This window comes from Saccharibacillus sp. WB 17 (genome assembly GCF_008634075.2).
Lineage (GTDB): Bacteria > Bacillota > Bacilli > Paenibacillales > Paenibacillaceae > Saccharibacillus > Saccharibacillus brassicae.
Map to the genome: position 1 here is coordinate 87,258 of NZ_VPFK02000010.1, position 19,322 is coordinate 106,579.

The 19,322-nt window shown below is 62.4% G+C and carries 15 protein-coding genes; 12 read left to right on the forward strand and 3 right to left on the reverse strand.

Going from position 1 to position 19,322, the window contains the following annotated elements; all coding sequences use genetic code 11:
- Positions 1-5 precede the first annotated feature (5 nt).
- From FTE24_RS03150 to FTE24_RS03180, 8 genes are all read left to right on the forward strand, one after another.
- The gene (locus FTE24_RS03150) at positions 6-944 is read left to right on the forward strand and encodes a ribokinase (RefSeq protein ID WP_150234319.1); all 939 of its coding nucleotides are present in this window, start codon (positions 6-8) and stop codon (positions 942-944) included.
- Positions 941-1,306 (forward strand): VOC family protein, encoded by a 366-nt coding sequence (locus FTE24_RS03155; protein WP_150234317.1) that lies wholly within the window; start codon positions 941-943, stop codon positions 1,304-1,306. The genes FTE24_RS03150 and FTE24_RS03155 overlap by 4 nt, the downstream gene beginning before the upstream one ends.
- 161 nt (positions 1,307-1,467) lie before the next feature.
- The gene (locus FTE24_RS23140; protein WP_442978158.1) at positions 1,468-1,707 is read left to right on the forward strand and encodes a nitroreductase family protein; all 240 of its coding nucleotides are present in this window, start codon (positions 1,468-1,470) and stop codon (positions 1,705-1,707) included.
- Between the two features lie 17 nt (positions 1,708-1,724).
- Positions 1,725-2,057, forward strand: a complete 333-nt coding sequence (locus tag FTE24_RS23145) for a hypothetical protein (RefSeq protein ID WP_237401607.1) — start codon at positions 1,725-1,727, stop codon at positions 2,055-2,057.
- Between the two features lie 191 nt (positions 2,058-2,248).
- Entirely contained in the window at positions 2,249-3,166 is a 918-nt protein-coding gene (locus FTE24_RS03165; protein WP_150234316.1) for an alpha/beta hydrolase, read from the forward strand.
- 18 nt (positions 3,167-3,184) lie between these two features.
- Positions 3,185-3,613, forward strand: a complete 429-nt coding sequence (locus FTE24_RS03170) for a DUF3237 domain-containing protein (protein WP_150234314.1) — start codon at positions 3,185-3,187, stop codon at positions 3,611-3,613.
- Between the two features lie 106 nt (positions 3,614-3,719).
- Positions 3,720-4,712, forward strand: coding sequence for a DNA-3-methyladenine glycosylase family protein (locus FTE24_RS03175; RefSeq protein ID WP_150234311.1), 993 nt, complete (start codon positions 3,720-3,722; stop codon positions 4,710-4,712).
- Positions 4,713-4,854: 142 nt separating this feature from the next.
- Positions 4,855-6,579, forward strand: a complete 1,725-nt coding sequence (locus FTE24_RS03180) for a family 10 glycosylhydrolase (protein WP_150234309.1) — start codon at positions 4,855-4,857, stop codon at positions 6,577-6,579.
- Between the two features lie 277 nt (positions 6,580-6,856).
- Here FTE24_RS03180 and FTE24_RS03185 read toward each other — a convergent pair whose 3' ends face one another.
- Entirely contained in the window at positions 6,857-7,807 is a 951-nt protein-coding gene (locus FTE24_RS03185; protein WP_150234465.1) for an aldo/keto reductase, read from the reverse strand.
- Positions 7,808-8,013: 206 nt separating this feature from the next.
- Between FTE24_RS03185 and FTE24_RS03190 the strand changes: the two genes are divergently transcribed.
- A complete protein-coding gene (locus tag FTE24_RS03190; protein WP_150234307.1) occupies positions 8,014-8,634 on the forward strand; it encodes a TetR/AcrR family transcriptional regulator in 621 nt (206 codons plus the stop codon).
- A gap of 4 nt (positions 8,635-8,638) precedes the next feature.
- On the forward strand, positions 8,639-8,986 hold the full coding sequence (locus FTE24_RS03195) for a DUF4260 domain-containing protein (protein WP_150234305.1): 348 nt from the start codon (positions 8,639-8,641) through the stop codon (positions 8,984-8,986).
- An 81-nt stretch (positions 8,987-9,067) separates the two neighbouring features.
- Here FTE24_RS03195 and FTE24_RS03200 read toward each other — a convergent pair whose 3' ends face one another.
- Positions 9,068-10,657: an extracellular solute-binding protein gene (locus FTE24_RS03200; RefSeq protein ID WP_150234303.1), complete on the reverse strand. Its 1,590-nt coding sequence runs from the start codon at positions 10,655-10,657 to the stop codon at positions 9,068-9,070.
- Between the two features lie 19 nt (positions 10,658-10,676).
- Positions 10,677-13,130, reverse strand: coding sequence for a helix-turn-helix transcriptional regulator (locus FTE24_RS03205; protein ID WP_160441628.1), 2,454 nt, complete (start codon positions 13,128-13,130; stop codon positions 10,677-10,679).
- A gap of 255 nt (positions 13,131-13,385) precedes the next feature.
- Here FTE24_RS03205 and FTE24_RS03210 point away from each other — a divergent pair, with 255 nt between their 5' ends.
- Positions 13,386-16,055: an S-layer homology domain-containing protein gene (locus FTE24_RS03210; protein ID WP_150234463.1), complete on the forward strand. Its 2,670-nt coding sequence runs from the start codon at positions 13,386-13,388 to the stop codon at positions 16,053-16,055.
- Between the two features lie 748 nt (positions 16,056-16,803).
- On the forward strand, positions 16,804-19,311 hold the full coding sequence (gene helD / locus FTE24_RS03215) for an RNA polymerase recycling motor HelD (RefSeq protein WP_150234299.1): 2,508 nt from the start codon (positions 16,804-16,806) through the stop codon (positions 19,309-19,311).
- Positions 19,312-19,322 lie beyond the last annotated feature (11 nt).

A 19,322-nucleotide genomic window follows, 5' to 3' on the forward strand; every position in this document is an offset into this window, starting at 1 on the left:
CGAACATGAATAATCCGCAAGTAACCGTAATCGGCAGTCTGAATTACGATCTGTTGTTGAAGCAGGAACGCCTGCCCCAAAAAGGCGAGACGTTCACGGCCGACGAGCTTACGCAGGGACCGGGCGGCAAAGGCGCCAACCAGGCGGCCCAGTGCGGCAAGCTCGGACTGTCCACGGTCATGGTCGGCAAGGTTGGCGAAGATAAATTCGGCGACGCGCTGATCCATTCTTTGCAGGCCGCCGGCGTCAACGTCGATGGCGTGGGCCGGGAAGGCGCGACCGGTCTCGGCATTGTAAACGTTCTGCCCGACGGCGATTACCACAGTACGCTGCTGCGGGGAGCCAATTATCGGCTGGAGAACGAAGATATCGACCGAAGCCTGCCGGCGATACTTGGCAGCCGGTACGTGCTGCTCCAGCAGGAGATTTCTCCTTCCGTGACGGATTACATTCTGGAGCGGGCGAAAGATGCGGAATGCCGTATCGTATTGAACAATGCGCCCGCCCGCGATATTAGCGAACACAGCCTGGCGACCGTCGACATTCTGGTCGTCAACGAGACGGAAGCCGCCTTCATGAGCGGCTGTCCGGTAGATTCCGTGGAATCGGCTCATGCAGCCGCACGGAAGCTGGTCAACCAAGTCAAAAGTCTGGTTATCCTGACGCTGGGCGCGCTGGGCGTCGTCGTCGCCGACCGGGAAGAATCGTTCTACACACCTGCTCGCAAAGTGGACGCGGTAGACGCGACGGGAGCCGGGGATTCCTTTATCGGAGCGTTCGTATTCAGCCTGGTCGAAGGATGTGCCCTGCGGCAGGCCGCCGAATTTGCGACCCTGACGAGTTCGATCACCGTATCGAAAATCGGAGGCAGCGAATCGTTTCCGACGCTTGACGAACTGCGGGCCGCCCAGGCTTCCTTGGCAGGACAGGAACTCGGCCGATGAACCTCACCTGGAACTGGCTCACCCTCCGGGTGCGCGACCTCGAAGCTTCGATCGCTTTTTACAACGGAGTGCTCGGCCTGCCGGTCGATCGCCGCTTCGAGAGCCGGGGCCGGCTGATCGCCATGCTCGGCACCGCGCAGCAGCCGAAGATCGAGCTGATTCAGGGCGGCGACGTCAACGTCCGGCCCGGCAGCGGCATCTCGGTCGGGTTCGAAGTGGAGTCGCTGGATGCGGCCATGGCGGAACTTGCGGACCGGGGCATTCCGATCGCCCGCGGGCCGGTATCGCCGAATCCGCGGCTGCGCTTTCTGTACGTACTCGATCCGGACGGATTCGAAGTACAGCTGGCGCAGCACCTCTGAGCTTTTTATTTGCCGCTGCGGCTATCCCCGCCCGGGAAACTCGTTTATGATAAAACTTAAAAAAAGCGGTAGCTCAGGGGGATGAAGCTTTGGAATTCAATGACGTCATACACGGACACCGTTCCATTCGGCAGTACGAAGATCGCGAAGTAAGCCAGGACGTGCTGGATGAGATTCTGAACGCGGGCATTCGCGCTTCGTCCAGCGGCAACATGCAGTCCTACTCCATCGTTGTCACAAGAGACAAGGAACTGCGCAAGAAGCTGTACACGCCGCATATGGATCAATCGATGGTGCTGGACGCGCCGGTGCTGCTCACGTTCTGCGCCGACTTCAACCGTATGCGCCGCTGGCTGGAGTTGAACGACGCGCCGGTGCATTTCGACAATTTCANCTGCTGAACCTGCCGCCGAACGTCGTGCCGGTCGTCGGTTATTCGCTCGGCTATCCCGCCGAATCGCCCGCGGTGCGCGACCGCCTGCCGCAGCAGGGGCTTGTCCACTACGAGCAGTACGAAGACTATACGGACGAGCGGATTCTCGACATTTACGCCGAGCGCAACGAAAAAGGCTGGCAGCGCTACATGGACGTGCCGCAGCTCAAAGAAATGACGGAGCGGCTCGGCTTGCAGAACCTGGCCCAGATCTACACGATCGCCAAATATACGAAGGAATCCCATCTCGGCTACTCGCAGACCGTGCTGGATTACCTGGACAAGCAGAACTTCATGCGCAACGACGAGTCCAACTGAATTCCGCGTAAAAAAGCGCCGCAGCGCGATCGGTCCGACACCGGGCAGAAGACAAGAGGCTTCATCAGGCACGTCATCCGCTTAAGCGGATGGCGTTTTATTATGTAAAGATTGGATTATGGCGCAAATTCGATTATGGTTAGAGTGAGAAACACAGCATTTATCTTACCCACCCACAAGGAGCCGATCCCATGAACCGACAAGCCGCAAGCCGAGCCGCCAACGAGACACCCGAAGGAACCCAGATCCTGTACGGCGAATTCGCCGAAGGCGGCACGTATTATGCTTGTACCTACGAGCCTGACGTCGTCTACGCGACGCACGCCGGCACCGAACGACGACTGCAAATCATCCGGCCGCAGCAGGAAGGCGTCGCTTTCCCGCTGATCGTATTCATTCAAGGTTCGGCGTGGCGTCCCCAGAACGTCTATGCCGCACTCCCGAACCTGTCGCAGATTGCGGCCAAGGGCTACGTGATCGCAAGCGTCGAGATCCGGAATACGGACCTCGCGAAGTTCCCGGCCCCGCTCGAAGACGTCAAAAGCGCGCTGCGCTTCATGCGGCACCATGCCGAACAGTACGGCGTCGACCCGGAGCGGGCAGCCGTCTGGGGCGATTCGTCGGGCGGGCATCTCTCGCTCATGACGGGGCTGACGATCGGCCGTTACAACGAAGGGGCGCACGGCGAACAGTCGGACGAAGTGCAGGCGGTCGTCGATTATTACGGCGTGTCCGATCTGCTGACGCTTGGCGCACATAACGATATTCTCGACCATAACGCCGCCGATTCCCCGCAAGGGCTGCTGATCGGAGGGCGGGTGCAGGAACACGTCGAAGCGGCCCGGCAGGCGAGTCCGATCCATCAGGATCTCGACCGGGAACTGCCGCCGTTTCTGCTCGTGCACGGAGACTGCGACCGGATCGTACATGTCAGCCAGAGCATCGAAATGTACAAAGCGCTTAGAGCACATGGGCAGAACGCGCTTTTCTATAAAGTGGCGGGCGCGGATCACGGAACCGGTATCTGGAGTCCGCAGGTGCTTGAGGTGACGGCGAAGTTTTTGGCGGCCTATCTCAAAAGCCCGTCCGCGCAGCCGCTGCCGTTCTAGCAGGAGGAGTAGGATGATATGGGAAAAGAACGCGAAGAAGTGCTGACGATCCGGATCTCGACGGAAGAGGCGCTGCGCCTCGAGAATCCACAGGGCGATTCCGTCGTCATGATCCCTTTTACAGGACAGGCGGCCGGGCCGTATTTTGAAGGGGAAGTGCTTCCCGGCGGCGTAGATACGCAGATCATCGGACAGCCCGGGGATCGGCATACGCTGTCGGCGCGCTACATGCTGCGGGGCACGGATCGCGCCGGCCAGCGCTGCGAGCTGTATATCGAGAACAACGGCAGCTTCGGCGGGGTACCGGAAGCGGAAGGGCTGTTGTTCCGTACGACGCCGAAGATCATCACGAACAGCGCAGCGCTGTCTTTTCTGAACGGGGCACAGCTGGTTGGGGAAGGTCGGCCATCGGAAGACGGCGTGGAGATCAAGATTTACCGGCTGTAAGCCTAAAGCGGAGTTCAGGCGGCGGCGCCAACGGTTAATAGGGGAAATGACGGGTCACAGGCCCGGTTCATCACGATTTCGCATCGAAACGGAGGCCGACACATCCATGAACAACTCCCCCGATCATCCGCATTCGCCGCCTTTTGTGCCGCCGGATCGGTCTTTGCCCGCGCACCGTTCGCCGGTGTGGCAAGACGACGGTGCCGACCTGCTGCTGCCGGTGCCGGACGAATTCAGCTTCGCGCAGAACTACGACCATCTGGCGACCGCGACCAACGAAGCGCTCTATACGCTGCGGGAAGGGCGGATTCGCAAAGCGATCGCGGTCGGCACGCAGGCGACGGTCGTTGAGATCGCGCCGGAAGGCGATGCGCAGCTGCGGATCCGGTTTGTCGCAGAACCGAATGCCGATTCGCCGGCGCTGCGCACGGGCGTCGCCGAATACGTGCACGACTGGTTCGATCTCGGCACGGACCTGAAGCCTTTTTACAAGATGGCCAAGACCGATCCGCTGCTTAGGCAGGCGGTCGAATCGTTCTACGGGCTGCGCAATATGGGCATACCCGACCTGTACGAAGCGATATGTTGGGGCATTCTCGGCCAGCAGATCAACCTCGGCTTCGCCTATACGTTAAAAAGACGGTATGTCGAGCGGTTCGGTCAGGCGCTGGAGCGCGAAGGCGAGACGTACTGGCTGTTCCCGACCGCCGTGCGCATGGCCGAACTGACCGCCGAAGACCTGTCCGCCGCCGGCATGACGACGGTCAAGAAATGCGAATACCTCGTCGATACCGCCCGGTTGATCGCAAGCGGCGAACTGACCAAAGAGCAGCTGCTTGCGGCCGACAGCGTCAAGGAAGCCGAGAAGCGGCTCGTGCGGATTCGCGGCATCGGACCGTGGACCGCCCACTACGTGCTGATGCGCTGCCTGCGGAGACCGGACGCTTTTCCGATCGACGACGTCGGGCTGCATCATTCGATCCGCCACGTGCTCGGCCTCGACGCCAAGCCCGGCAAGGAGCAGATTCTCGAATGGTCCGCCGGCTGGAGCATGTGGGAGTCTTACGCGACGTTTTATCTATGGCGGTTTCTGTACTGAATGCCGAAGAAGAGAGAGACGGGTCGAGCCGGCAGGTTGAGCAGACCGTCGGCACACCGTTGACAGGCCATAGACAGACCATAGACGGGCAGTGGTGAGGCAAGGCGGCAAGTCTACCCCATAAGTGCACGGAGGCGTTGAGATGGAAAAGGTATGGAAAAAGAGAATGGCGGCGGCAGGCACTCTGCTGCTGCTCGGATCGACGCTCGGCGCTTACGCGCCGGTCTCGGCCGAAAACGGCGATTATCCGCCGTTCGATACGGAAGTGGTCGTCCGCACGGTGAATCAGTTCGCGGACGAAGCGGACGTCGAAGCTTTCGTCGAAGCGGCGGAGCGCCGCGGCGTCGACGTGATCAGCATGAACGTGAAGCAGGACGAAGACGACGAAGTGCCGTCCGGCCAAGTGTTCTACGACAGCCGGATCGCGCCGGTCGCCGAAGGCTACGAAGAGTTCGACGCGCTGCGCGAAGTCGTCGGGCAGGCGCATGCGGCGGGGATCAAGGTTCACGCCTGGATTCCGCAGTTTCACGATCAGGAGGCGTTTTTGCAGCATGAAGAGTGGCAGATGCAGTCTCTCGTCGACGGGAAAAGAGTGCCTTTTACCGGATCGAACGGCAGCGAATATTTCGTCAATCCGCTGCATCCCGACGTGCAGCGGTACGAACGCTCCATCATCCGGGAAGTGGTCGAAAATTATGCGGTCGACGGCGTAGCGCTGGACTGGATTCGCTTCGACGATTACAACATGGACGTCAGCGATCACACGATTGCCCGCTACCAAGCGCAGTTCGGCTATTCGCCGCTTGCGATCGACTTCGAAGCGGATTCGCCGCGGCGCCGGCAGTGGAACGAATGGCGCACGGACCAGATTGCGGCCTACGTCGCCGACGTGCGACGCGATCTGCTTCAATCTTCGAACCCGGACGTGCCGCTCGGCCTGTACGCGCTGCCGCCGGAATTCGGCGAAGTCGGGCAGGACGTGTCCAAGTTCAAGCATTCGATCGATTTCGTTGCGCCGATGGCGTATTTCGACGATTGGGGCTTTGAACCGGACTGGGTCTACGGCCGGGATTCCGGCCTGCTGAAGCAGGTGCAGAGCAAGCTTGAGGGCTCGGATGCGCAGATCGTGCCGACGCTTGACCCGGACTGGACCGACGCCGAATACGCGGAGATCTACGCAGGGCTGCGGCAGCAGGTGCCGAACGTGCGGAGGCTTTCCTTCTTCGCCTACGGCGCGTGGACGGAAGACGAACTGGCCGCGATCGACGAACGGACCGGCTGGCCGGAGTCGGGCGAAGCCGATTATGCCGCCAAGCTGCCGGCAGGGTGGAGCGCCCGCAATATCGGGTCGATGCCGGGCAAAGCCGGCTACGCCGCGTCGAGCAAGCAGATTACGCTCAGCGGCAGTTCTTCGGACGTCTGGGGCGAAGCCGATCAGTTGAACTTCGTGTACCGGCCGCTGACCGGCGACGCGGAGCTGGTCGCGCAGGTGAAATCGCCGAGCCGCCTGGACGAGTGGGCGAAGTACGGCCTCTCGATCCGGGAATCGCTGGCGGCGGATGCCCGCCACGTCGATCTGGTGCTGACGCCGGAACATGGAGCGTCTTTCCAGTATCGGGAGCAGACCTCGGGCCTTACGGCCGACCGCACGGCGGACGCGCCCGCGACAGGCTGGCTGAAGCTGAGCCGCAAAGGCGATACGTTCGTCGGCTCGATCTCCGCGGACGGCAAACGCTGGGAGCGCGTCGGAACCGTCCGGATTCCGTTAAGCGACCGGGCCTATATCGGCCTTGCGCTCAGCAATCCGAGCGAGAACGCGGCCGGCAAAGCCGTGTTCGGGAACGTGAAGCTCACGCCGGCCCGGTAATTCGGGCGAGTGCGGATCAGGCAGGCAGATTTGAAGGTAGACTTCGTTGGTTGGAAGCGTGACCTTGTTGGATCGACAAGTCGACGCATCGACGAATCGAAGAATCAAAGAATCGACAAGTCGACGAATCGACGCAAAAAGACTCTTCCGCCACAACGGAAGAGTCTTTTTTGTTGTTCGACATGCCGAACGTCGATCCGCGCCGAACGCGCTGCCGAACGGCCGGCTCGACGGTTCCGTTCGAATATCCGGCTCGAATAACTGCGCCGCCCGTGGATCAGAACGCGCCGAATCGGCCGCCCGCCGCCGCGCCCTTGGGCGAGATTCGCTCGATCCCGGCCAGATCTTCCGCGCTCAGCTCAACGTCCAACGCGCCGAGGTTCTCGCGTACGCGCTCAAGCCGCTTCGTGCCGGGGATCGGCACGATCCGCTCGCCCCGCGACAGCAGCCAGGCGAGGCCGAGTTGAGCCGGCGTGACGCCTTTTTGCGCGGCCAGCTGCTCGATCAGGGATACGATCTCCACGTTCCTGGCGAAGTTGTCGCCCTGGAATCGCTCGTAATAGCGGCGGTAATCGTCGGCCGGCAGGTCTTCGAACGTCTTGATCTGTCCGGTCAGGAAGCCGCGGCCGAGCGGGCTGTACGGCACGAGGCCGATGCCCAGCTCGCCGAGCACGGGCAGCACTTCGTCTTCCACTTCGCGGCTCCACAGCGAATATTCGGTCTGCACCGCCGACAGCGGATGCACCGCATGCGCGCGGCGGATCAGGTCGGCCGGCGCTTCGGACAAGCCGATATAGCGGATCTTGCCCTGCTGGACGAGATCCGCGAGCGTGCCGACCGTGTCTTCGATCGGCGTATTCGGATCGGGACGATGCTGGTAATACAAGTCGATATGATCGAGCCCGAGGCTGTAGAGGCTGGCATCGACCGATTTTTTGATATACGCCGGATCGCCTTTGGGGCCCTGGGTATGCGTCACGCCGAACTTGGTGGCGACGATCGCTTCGTCCCGCCGTCCGCGCAGCGCGCGGCCGAGCGTCTTCTCGTTGCCGCCGAACTGCCCCAGCGTGTAATCGCCGTACAGGTCGGCCGTGTCGAACATCGTGACGCCCAGATCGAGCGCGCCTTGAATCGTGCGTACGGATTCTTCGTTATCCGGCATCATCATCGTGCCGAGGCCCAGTGCGGATACCTCCAGCCCCTGACTGCCCAATAGTCTGCGTTGGATCATATGGATACACCTTCTTTTCTGCGGCGAAAAGATAACGCAAAGCCGCGGTCTGCTTTTATCCTAAGCGATCCCGTCCGGTCCAGCCACGCTCTGTCTATACGGGTAACGGGAGTAATAGACAAAACACTTGACTGTTCGAACAAACAGGATTATGATATCCCTATAAACTGACTGTTCAATCAAACAGTATGAAGGAGACTTTTATGACCCACGTATCTTCAACGCCTCAAGACGAACGCAAACAGGCGATCCTGCAGGCGGCTTACACGCTGTTCGGCCGCAGCGGCTACGCCAAATCGTCCATGAAAGACATCGCGGCCCAAGCCGGCGTGGCGCAGGGGCTGATCGGCTACCATTTCGGGAACAAAGAAACGCTGTTGGTCGAAGTCGTGCGGGAATGGATGATCAACCGCGGCATGAAAGAAGCTTTTGCCAAGCTGGATCTGCAGTCTTCGCCCCAGGAGATGCTCGGACAGGGACTGCTGCACGTCGTCGAATTCCGCAAAGCCAATCCCGAATGGTTCACGCTGCTCGTCAGCTTATGGTCGGAGAGCGTGAACAACGAGAAGCTCGCGGCGGAATTGGTCGGCATCTACACCGAAATGCGCGCCGGCGTCGTCCAGGTGATCGACCGGTTGGAACTGCCGCTCGACGCGCAGGCCAAAGAAAGCCTGGCCGGACTCATTCAAGCCGTATTCGACGGATTGACGCTGCAAGCCCCGGCCCTGCTGTCCGAACAGCCTCTGTCCCACGCCCAAGTCTCGCAAGGCATCCACTGGATGCTGCAGGGCATTCGAACGTCATCCGCGGAAAAAGGGGAGTAAACCGATGAACCGAAATCTGATTCGTATCGAAGGGCTGATCGTCCTTGCGCTGAGCACCTACATGTATTTCTGGAACGGGTACGGCGGGCTCGCTTTTGTGCTGCTGCTGTTCGTTCCGGACGTCTCCATGCTCGGCTACGCCGCCAACGCCAAAGTCGGTGCCTATCTGTACAACGCCGCGCATACGTACACCGTACCGCTGTTTCTGCTGCTCGCCGGCGTCGTCTTCAAGGCCGATTGGCCGCTGATGATCGGCCTGATCTGGACCGCGCATATCGGCTTCGACCGGATGATGGGCTACGGACTGAAGTACGAGACCGGCTTCCAGGACACGCACGTGCAGCGGCTGTAACGGCGTCCGACCCCGCCTCTGACCCCGCCTGATTTCGCGCCCGACTTCGCGCCTGCCGCAGCACCTAACGCAGCCCGCCCGCTACCGCCGAAGCGCATTCGCTTCCGCCAGCACGTCGCGGCCGCCCGCTTCCATGAATTCAAGCACGAATTCGTCGAATTCCGCCAGCGGCCGCTCTCCCGCGATAAACGACAGATACGCTTTGTCTTTGAGCCGGATCAGCGCTTCGCCGCTGCTCGCAAGCGACGGCGTCGACGCTTCCAGCGCGTTATAGATGCCGTCCCGGTCGAGCCCGAGCGTGGACGCCCACTGCTCGCGGCGGCCGGTCGGCGGATACGGAACGGACATGCCGAGATTGGCGCCGATGACGTTGAGATAGTCGGGCGTCCGTTCGTACGGCGGCAGCGTGACGATGTCCTGCTTGGAAGCGTCGGCCCAGGCCCAATGCTTGCCGATGACGCCGTTTCTGAGCGCGGTCCGCTCGTCGGGGTCCGGATTGGCGCTGACGTCGTCGAGAATATGCAGAATTTTCTCCAGCTTGCCCGGTTCTTGCGTCACGTTCGCGCCGATTGCCGTGAAGCTCATCAATCGGTCGTACGCTTTGGACCCCCGCTTGCCGCCCGGCCCGCTGAACGGACGCCCGAACGAGATGCGGGCGTCCGGATTTTTGGCGTTCAGCTCTTTGACGTTATACGTCGATTCCACCGGAATCTCGCGGCTGCCGCCGCGTCCGTCCACCGTCCACGCCTTGTAATCGCCGTCGCCGATCCAATGGTAGTAGTTGCCCATGGACGTCATGCCGATTCTTCCGTTGATAAAAGAATGCGACAAATGTTTGTACCCGCCTTTGTTCTCGCCCGTGACGAACTCCGGATCGATCACGCCGTCCGCGTACCATTTGCGCAAATAACGCAGCGCTTCCTTCATCTCCGGCTCCAGTGCGCCCACGACCAATGCCCCGTCTTTTTCGCCAAAATAAAGCTGGTCCGCGAACACGACCTGCCCGAACGCGCCGAACACGACGTTCATCCCTTCGCGCGACAGCCCGTACGTGTCCTTGATCCCGTTGCCGTCCGGATCTTCGTGGGCGAACGCGTAGATCACCCGCTCGAATTCCGCCAGCGTCCGCGGGCTGTCCAGCCCCAGCTTGTCCAGCCAGTCCTGCCGGTACACGACCGGAATCCGGTACACGTTCGTCGGGCTGATCGCGGGAATGCCGTAGATCCTGCCGTCGATGACGCCGTAATCCGCGTAATCCGGCGCGTATTTCCGAATCGCCGCCATCAGATTGGGCGCGTGCCGATCGAGCGTCGCCTGCGGAATCTCCGCGAGCAGTCCCTGCTGCCGGTACTTCAGCAGATCCTGCGGCTGGCGGATGCGCAGCAGGTCCGGCGGGCCTTCCCGCGCAAGCTTAAGGTCGAGCAGCGATTCGTAGCGGTTATTTTGCAGATTCCAGATGTCGAGCTTCACGTTGTGCTTCTCTTCCACGTAACGCAGCATCTCGGCGTCTTCGGGCACGTTCCGGTTCTGGTGCATCGTCCAGGAGATTTCGTATTCGGGAACGGGCGCGGCGGGAATATCGGCGTCCGAACGCGTCTCGCAGCCGGCGATTCCCGCGATCGCGGCGGTCAGCATGAGCGCGGCGCCGCTCCGCTTCCACGTCTTTTTCATCGTAACCCTCCTGTTCCTTCTACGAAGAATGGGCCTGCTTCGCTTGCTCCCGCAAATAGTTGCCGGGCGTGCAGCCGTAGGCTTCCTTGAACTTTTTGATAAAATACGCCGGGGTGCCGTAACCGACCGCCGCCGCCACCTGCTCGATCGTGAGGCTGCCGAGCTCGACCAGATTTTTCGCCGTTTCCATCCGCCGGGCCGTGACGTATTCCGTATAGGTCACGCCCAGTTCTTCCTTGAACAGCCGGCTCAAATATTTGGCGCTGATGAACACGCTGGAAGAGACCGCTTCCAGAGAAAGATCGCCGGACAGATCGCGCTCGATATGGCGTTTGGCCGCTTCCAGCGTATCCGTCGCCCGCTCGCCGTGCCGTTTTTCGGTATCAGCCAGAAAAGCGGTCACCGAATCGAGCAGCCAGCGGCGAAAATCGTCGATATGGCCAAGTCCGACATACTGGCGGTGCAGGTCGGGCCGGCCGCCGCTCGGCGGGTTGTAACGAATGCTTTTGAGATGGTCCGAATAGACGAAGACCAGATTGGCGAGCACGAAGTGGCAATAATCGGCCGAATACGGTCCCGTGCGCATCGCCCCGAGCAGATCGTCGACCGCCGCCGCAATCTGCTCGAACGGCTGCCGCGCGGCCAGCCTGTCGCGGAAGCGCGCCAGCATCGGCTGCGGAATCTCTTCCGTGCTGAGCTCCCGCTCCAGCAGCCCGGCGCCGGACAAGACCGCCGGCCCGGGCAGGAAATACGCGTATTTCAGTCGGCTCTCGGCTTCGCCGAGACTGAGCGGAAGCCGGTCCGGCCGATCGACCTCGCAGCCCCACGCCAATTGGACGCGCACGTCCAATCGCCGCAGGCTGTCGTCGGCGAGCCGCTGCGCGAACGCCTGCAGGGCGTCTTCTTCGCGCCGCAGCCCAGCTTCGCCTGCCGCCTCCGCCGCTGCCGCGCTGCCATGCCCGTTGGCGCGGCTGGCCGTCCCGTTCGCGCCGCCAGCCGGCCCGTCCGCGCTCCCGGATTCCCGGTCGGCGACAATCGCGGCGAGGCGCCGGTCCGACAGCTCCGCGGTCACGATCCGCCGCTGCGCGTTCTGCCGCTCTTCCAGCAGCTTGGCCAGCTCCCGCAGAGCGGCAGGGCGCGCCGCGGAATCGCCGGCCGGCCGGCTTCCGATATCGAGCACCACGCAGCGCAGATGCGCGTATCCGCCGAACCCGTCGCCGAGCAGGCGCGTCTCCTCGGACGACGTTCCGACGGAATCGCCGCGCAGCAGCTTCAACAGCGCGTCGCGCTTCACGAGCGGACCGGCCGCGTGCAGCGTCTCTTCCAGGCTGACGACCCGGCCGCTCAGATGTTCCAGAGCCGTATCGATCATGCCGTATTCGTTGGCTCCGGGCGCTGCCGGCTGCCCCGCCAGATGGCGGATTTTGCCGACGAGACGCTTGAGCGGGCTGTAGATCAGCCGCGTCATGACGCCGGACAGCACGAGTCCGATCAGGATCGCCAGCGCGCAGATGCCGAGCATCAGCTTGAGCACGGCCGCCGACCGCTCCTGATAGAAGCTGTGGGGCGTGGCGCTGTAGAGCGTCCAGTCCGCCGTCGGAAGCGGCTCGCGGAACACCGTATGCGAGTCGCTGTCGGTCCAGCCGCCGGCCACGCCCGGCGCAGCCATAAGGTCGGCATTCGCGATCAGCGCGGGCAGGGCGGAAGCGTCCGCGGCAGGAGCGGTCGCCCCGCCGGCGGCGGCTTCCGCCGGGCCGCGCACGATCGCGCCCGAAGCGCCGCGCAGCCACGTCTCTTCATATTGAACAGGCAGCATGTTGCGCAGCACCGCCTGGATTGCGTCTTCCTTGACGTCGATCGCCAGAATGAGCTGGCTGTCGGCTCCGGCCGATTGGAACGGATAAGCGTGCGCATACGTCAGCAGCCGCTGCCCGCTGCCGCCGGTAATGCGCGAAAAAGCGTCTTTCGGCACGAAGCGCGGCGGCGTCCACAGACTGCTCTCCGGAGTGCCGAGCATGCCGTCGATCCAGTCGGACGGCAGGGACGGATTCGCTGCCCGGCTTGCGGCGTCCACGAGTCCGTATAGCGAAGACAGCGTCGCGCCGCTCGCCGGTTCGTACAGATGGATCGCTTCGATCAGCTCCGCGTTGCCGGACACTTCCGCCTGAAGCAGTTCCTGGAGCCCGATCAGCCGCGAAGGATAGGTCTGCCACGAACCGCCGCGCAGCTGCCGCAGATCCGTCGTCTTGTCCAGCGCGAGGCCGAGCGCAATCCGCTCCACGCGTTCGAACACTTCGGCGTCGAGGGTCCGCGCCGCGTTTTCGAGCGTCATCCGGCTGCGCGCGTTGAGCTGTTCCCGGTCGCGACCGGAGTCGTACAAATAAAAAACGGAACACAGTGAGAGGACGATCACGAGCACGATAGCTATGTAAGACACGGCCAGACGGGCCAGAACGGAATGGTATGTTTTCATCGCGTATTCTCCTCCCGCCGGGATTATACAAACCACGATCAACTCTTGTTCACGACTTTTGTTAAACATACGTTAAATTCTGCGTAATGAGCAACATTTGAGCAAAAACCTCCCAAAACGATACAAAGGGGAAATCGTTGCATTGCCCAAATTCGGTCCCGGATGCTACATTTTGAGCGATTCGAATACACAAGCCGCCAATATGCACATCCAACCCAACCGAAGAGGAGCAACCCTACCGTGAAAAAAAGACCGATGAAACAAATGCTCGCCGTTGCGCTGGGCTTCGCCATTCTGTCCAATACGGCGCTCGTCCACCCCGCGATCGCGGCACCCGATTCCTATACGATCGAACTTCCGGCCGCGCCGGCCTGGGGCTACTTCACCGACAAATACAAGACGAACCAGAATGAGTTCACGACCGTCGAGACCAACGCCGCTTACGGCACGCTGTCCAAGTTCCTTGAACTGTGGACGCCGGGCAGCTCGTGGGATCAGGGCACGAAGCTGCGGGCGGACGTGCTCGACTATAATATTCAATACGTAGTGGATCTCGCCGCTGCCCGCACCGCTGCCGACGAAGAGATGGCGTATCTCGTCGACCGCCGCGGCCAGACGTACGGCGCGACCGAAGGGCTCGGCGCGCTGGCCGACGTTTACCGGACGCTCAGCGGCACGACGACCGTTATCAAAGACGTCCCGGCCGATGCCACGACCGTCAAATACGACGACGTCGGCAGCACGAACAAAGGCGGCGATTCCAATTCGCAGCTCGGCAAAGTGGTCGACCTGGTCGGGATCGTGCGCGGCAACTTCGCTTCGACCAATCCGTCCAAAGGCTTTTTCCAATATATGCGTCCTTACCGCTGGGTGAACCAGCAGGAAGGCACCAACGCCAACCGCATCGTCGTGCCGACGCTCGTCCCGGCGATCAGCACCACTCCGGAAAAAGACGGCGGCTTCCCGAGCGGCCACACCAACGCGTCGTACCTCGCTTCGCTGTCGCTGGCCTATGCCGTGCCGGAGCGTTATCAGGAGATGCTGACCCGCGCTTCGGAAATGGGCGACAGCCGGATCGTGTCCGGCATGCACTCGCCGCTTGACGTGATGGGCGGACGGATGCTGGCGACGGCGCTTGCGGCGGCGGCTTTGTCCGATCCGGCGAACGCCGATCTGAAGAAGCAGGCGTACGAACAGGCGCAGAACGTGCTGATGAAGCAGACGGGTACGTCGGAAGACCGCTTCGCGGATTACGGGAAAAATAAAGCGGACTACTTCAAGCGGCTGACGTACGGCTTCCAGCCGATCGGCGATACGACCCGGGCAATGGTCGTTCCGAAAAACGCCGAGGTGCTGCTGGAGACGCGCCTGCCGTACCTGAGCGGACCGCAGATCCGCGAAGTGCTGGCGACGACGGGCCTGCCGTCCGGCTATCCGCTGCTGGACGACCCGGAAGGCTGGGGCCGGTTGAACCTGTTCGAAGCGGCCAACGGCTACGGCGCGTTCAAAGGCGCCGTGACGGTGAACATGGACGCTTCGCTCGGCGGCTTCCACGCCGAAGACCTGTGGCGCAACGACATCTCCGGCGCCGGCAGCCTGATCAAGCGCGGCAGCGGCAAGCTGAGCCTGTCCGGCGCCAACACGTACAGCGGCGGTACGCAAATCGAAGGCGGCACGGTGGAAGCCTTGTCCGCATCGGCGTTCGGCACCGGCAGCGTCGTCAACAACGGCGGCACCGTGACAGAGAACGTGTACGGAGGCGGCACGGTGACCGCCAACGTCTACGGCGGTTCCGGCAAATTGACGATCGGCGGGAACTTCTCGCAGTCCGCGAACGGCACGCTGGAATTGAACGTGACCGCCCCGGGCGATACGCTTGCAGTCAAAGGCAGCGTGCAGGCGGGCGGCACGCTCCGGGTCAACTTCGCGAACGGCTACGTGCCGGCCGCCGGCGACTTTACCGTGATTACCCAGGCGCCGGGCTTGTCTTCGGGCCGCTTCGACAAGCTTGAAACGTCCGGCCTGCCGGCGAATTACACCGCCGCGCTTGGCTACCGCAGCGAAGGCGTCGTGCTGACGCTTACCGACACGACGGCCGTTCCGTCGAACCCGGGCACGACCAATCCGCCTTCGAGCGGAGGCGGTACCTTCACTCCGGCACCGACGCCGACACCTACGGCTCCGGTCACACCGACGCCGCCAACGACGCCGCCGACCGTGCCGGTCACGCCGCCGACCCAACCGGGCGCGCAGGACCCGCAGACTCCGCTGCCGACCAGTCCGTTCCGTTCGAACGTCGTCGATCCGGCAGCGCTGCTGCAATCGCTGACGCAGGCCGCGGCCGGCGCATCGGCTGCCGACGGCACCTTCTCCGACCTGCCGTCCGGCCACTGGGGCAGCGCCTCCATCGCCAAAGCGGCCAAGCTTGGCATCGTAGGCGGCTACGCGAACGGCACGTTCCGTCCGAACGCGCCGGTCACACGTGCCGAGTTCACGGCCATGATCGCCCGCGGCTTCGGTATCCAGCCGGCCACTTCCGCCGCCGCGTTCGGCGATACGCGTTCGAGCTGGGCCGCCGGTTATATCGGCGCCCTGTCGAACCTCGGCGTCGTCGCCGGCTACGGCGACGGCAGCTTCAAGCCGAACGCGACGATCTCGCGCGCCGAAATGGCCGCGATCATCGCCCGCGTCGTGAACCTGGGCGCCCTGCCGGGCACGTCGGCGCCGGCCAACTTCGGCGACGTCCGCGGCGACCATTGGGCCGCCGGCGTCATCAAGCAGGCCGCGTCTGCCGGCCTGCTGAACGGCTCGTCGGCGTCGGCTTTCGCGCCGGACCAAAACGCCAGCCGCGCCGAAGCGATCGCGCTGATCGTGCGTGCGCTGGAGACGGACGAGTCCGTCAAGGCGCTGCTGGCCGGACTGTAAGTTCCGCGGCGCTGCCGGGTTCGGCTGCCGGGCTCCAGCGCCGCGCTCCGCGCCGGTCGGCCGGCTCGTTCCGCGGCCAGCGGCCCGGCTTCCTGCCAAACGGCGAAAACCCCGTCCTTATGGACGGGGTTTTCGCCGTTTTTCGGCGTTTTTTTCGCCGGAGAAGCGAGTTCGCGCCGCGTCTGCGCCGGATCGAACAAGCCGAAGCGGCTGATCGATCCTTCCCGCGCCGCCTAAGTGCCTGAATCCAACTAATTCAGGCGCCGAAGGGAGCGCAGCCCGAATAACGGCCTGAATACAACTATTTCGCCTCCCAAGAAGCCGAAAACGCACAAAGAGCAAAATTAACCGCTTCTGCGCAGTTATTTGCCCGAATGCGAAAAATAAAGCCGGAATAAGTGCAGCTGCGCAGTTATTTGGAGCGGATCAAAGCTGACGCGAACCGTTCGCACCGCTTTTTTTTCAAAAACGAAAACCGCTCCCGACGAATCGCTCCCAGCAGCCGACTCCCGACAAACCGCGCCAAAAAACAAAAACCCCGGCGTCTCCGCCGGGGTTGGAAAAATCGAAAATCACCTTGCTCGAACGCGGGCTTCCATGCTACGATGGGAGAACCGCTGTGAGCTGATATAAAAAATCATAATTATTGCATCTTACTTATACTTTAATATTACCACGGGCTGCGGCGGGCTGTCAAATCGGATTTTGCGGAGCATGACTCGGAGTATCACAAGGGAGGGGTCGGGCAATGATCGGACGCGAAGACTTGGAGAAGGAACGGCAGCGGCTGACGGACGTCGCGCGCCAATTGGAAGAGGCGCTTGAGAAGCTTGCGCCGCAGGTGGACGGGCTGCAGGAGCAGGCGGTAGATATGCGCAGGCGCTTCTGGGAAGAAGTCAGCGTCAGCACGGGCACGAACGAGGACTTCGAGGAGAGCGTCTACAGTATCGAGCAGCAGGAAGCGCTGCTGTCCGAACGCGAGCGCAGCCACCGGCAAAAAGCGGCGCAGTACCGCAAACTGGGCCGGCTGCGGGAATCGCCTTATTTTGGGCGAATCGATTTTCGCGAGGACGGCACCGGGTTCGCGGAACAGGTCTATATCGGCGTCTCTTCCTTCGTCGACGCGGAAGGGTTGGAGTTCCTGATCTACGATTGGCGCACGCCGATCGCCAGCCTGTATTACGACCATTCGCCGGGACGGGCCGGCTACGAGACGCCGGGCGGACCGATCTCGGGCCGCATGGAGCTCAAAAGGCAGTACCGGATCCGGGGCGACGAGCTGCTCGGCGCATTCGACACGAACGAGACGATCGGGGACGAACTGCTCCGGCAGGTGCTCGCGGGGGAAGCGGACCACCGGATGAAGACGATCGTGTCCACGATTCAAAAAGAGCAGAACGCGATCATCCGCGACGACAAAAGCGGCATGCTGATCGTGCAGGGAGCGGCCGGCAGCGGCAAGACGTCGGCTGCGCTGCAGCGCGTCGCCTATTTGCTGTACAGCCACCGGGACCGGCTCGGCGCCGACCAGATCGTACTTTTTTCACCCAACAGGATGTTCAACAGCTACGTCTCGACCGTGCTGCCGGAACTCGGCGAAGACAATATGAAGCAGACAACGTTTCAGGAGTATCTCGACAGCCGGCTCGGCCGGACGTTCAAGGTGGAAGATCCTTGCGACCAAATGGAAGCGGTGCTGTCTGCGGCGGAGGCTCCGGGTTACGAAGCACGATTAAGCGGTATCCGGTACAAAGCTTCGGAGCGCTTCTTGGCAGAGCTTCAGCATTATGCGGGCGGTCTGGAACGGTCGGGCCTGAAGTTCGTCGATCTGGATTTTCGGGGCAAACGTCTGATCGGCGCGGAACAGATGGCGGAGGCGCTTGCGGCCTGCGATCCGTCGCTGCGGATCGCTAACCGCGCGGCCAGGCTGCGGGAGTGGCTGCTCGGCGAGCTGAAGCGGCTGGAGCACGCGGAATACGAAGCGGCCTGGGTCGAAGAAGCGATCCATTTCGCCGACAGCTCCCTGTACGAAGAAGCGTACCGCGAGCTGCACGAAGAGCGGAACGTCTTCGATTTTTCCGAAGAGTATGCGGCGGCCCGCGTGCGGATCGAAGGCAGGCACCGGCCGGACGAAGGCGATTTCGATTTTGGACAGCGGGAAGAAGACTGGCTGCGCCGCAGGCTGGTGGGCGACGCGTTCAAGCCGCTGAAGCGCAGCGTGAAGCGGATGGCGTTTATCGACATGCCGGGGCTGTACGCGGCGTTTTTCGAAGCGGACCGCGACAACGGACCGTCGGGTGCGCCGGAGTCTTCTTTGTCCGCGCCGCACTCTTTTGCCGATCGGACTGCCTCTTCCTCTTCCGGGCCTGCCGACCCCAAGCCTCCGCACTGGGACGAGATGTGCCGGCAGACGCGCGACAAGCTTGGACGGGGCGAGCTGTTCCACGAAGACGCGACGCCGTACCTGTATTTGAAAGAACTGATCGAAGGGCAGCGGAGTAACTCGGACGTGCGGCATGTGTTCGTCGACGAAGGACAGGATTATTCGGCTTTTCAGTACGCTTTTCTCAAAAAGATGTTCCCGCGCGCCCGCATGACGATTCTCGGCGACTTCGGCCAGGCGATCTTCGCGCAGTCGACGGAGCTGTCCGCTGCCGACTCGCCGCTGCTGCGTCTGTACGGCGAAGCCGACACCCGCGTGTTCCGCCTGAACCGCAGCTACCGCTCGACGCGCGAGATCGTCGCTTTCGCCGCAGCGCTGCTGCCCGAAGCGGCCGGCGTCGAACCGTTCGAGCGCGGCGGCGCCAAGCCGCTGCTGATCCGCTCGAACACGCCGCAGCTTCATGCCGCGAACGTCGCGGACCGGCTGGCGCGGCTGCGCGCGGAAGGCTTCGCTTCGATCGGCATCTTGACGCGCACCGCGGCCGAAGCGCATGAAGCCTGCGAGAAACTGGCCGCCGCCGGCTGCGCCGGCCTCAAGGAAGTGACCCGCGATACGCCGGAGTTCGAACAAGGCGCGCTGGTGCTGCCCGTCTACCTCGCCAAAGGGGTCGAGTTCGACGCCGTGCTTCTCTACGACGCTTCCGCCGCGGTCTATGGCCGGGAGAGCGAACGCAAGCTGCTGTATACCGCCTGCACCCGCGCGATGCACCGGCTGGTGCTGCTGGCCTCGGGCGAATGGAGTCCGCTGCTCGCGCATGTCGACGCCGACCTGTACGAAACGCAAAGAGGCGAAGATCCGGCAGATCCGGCATAATGAACCTTACA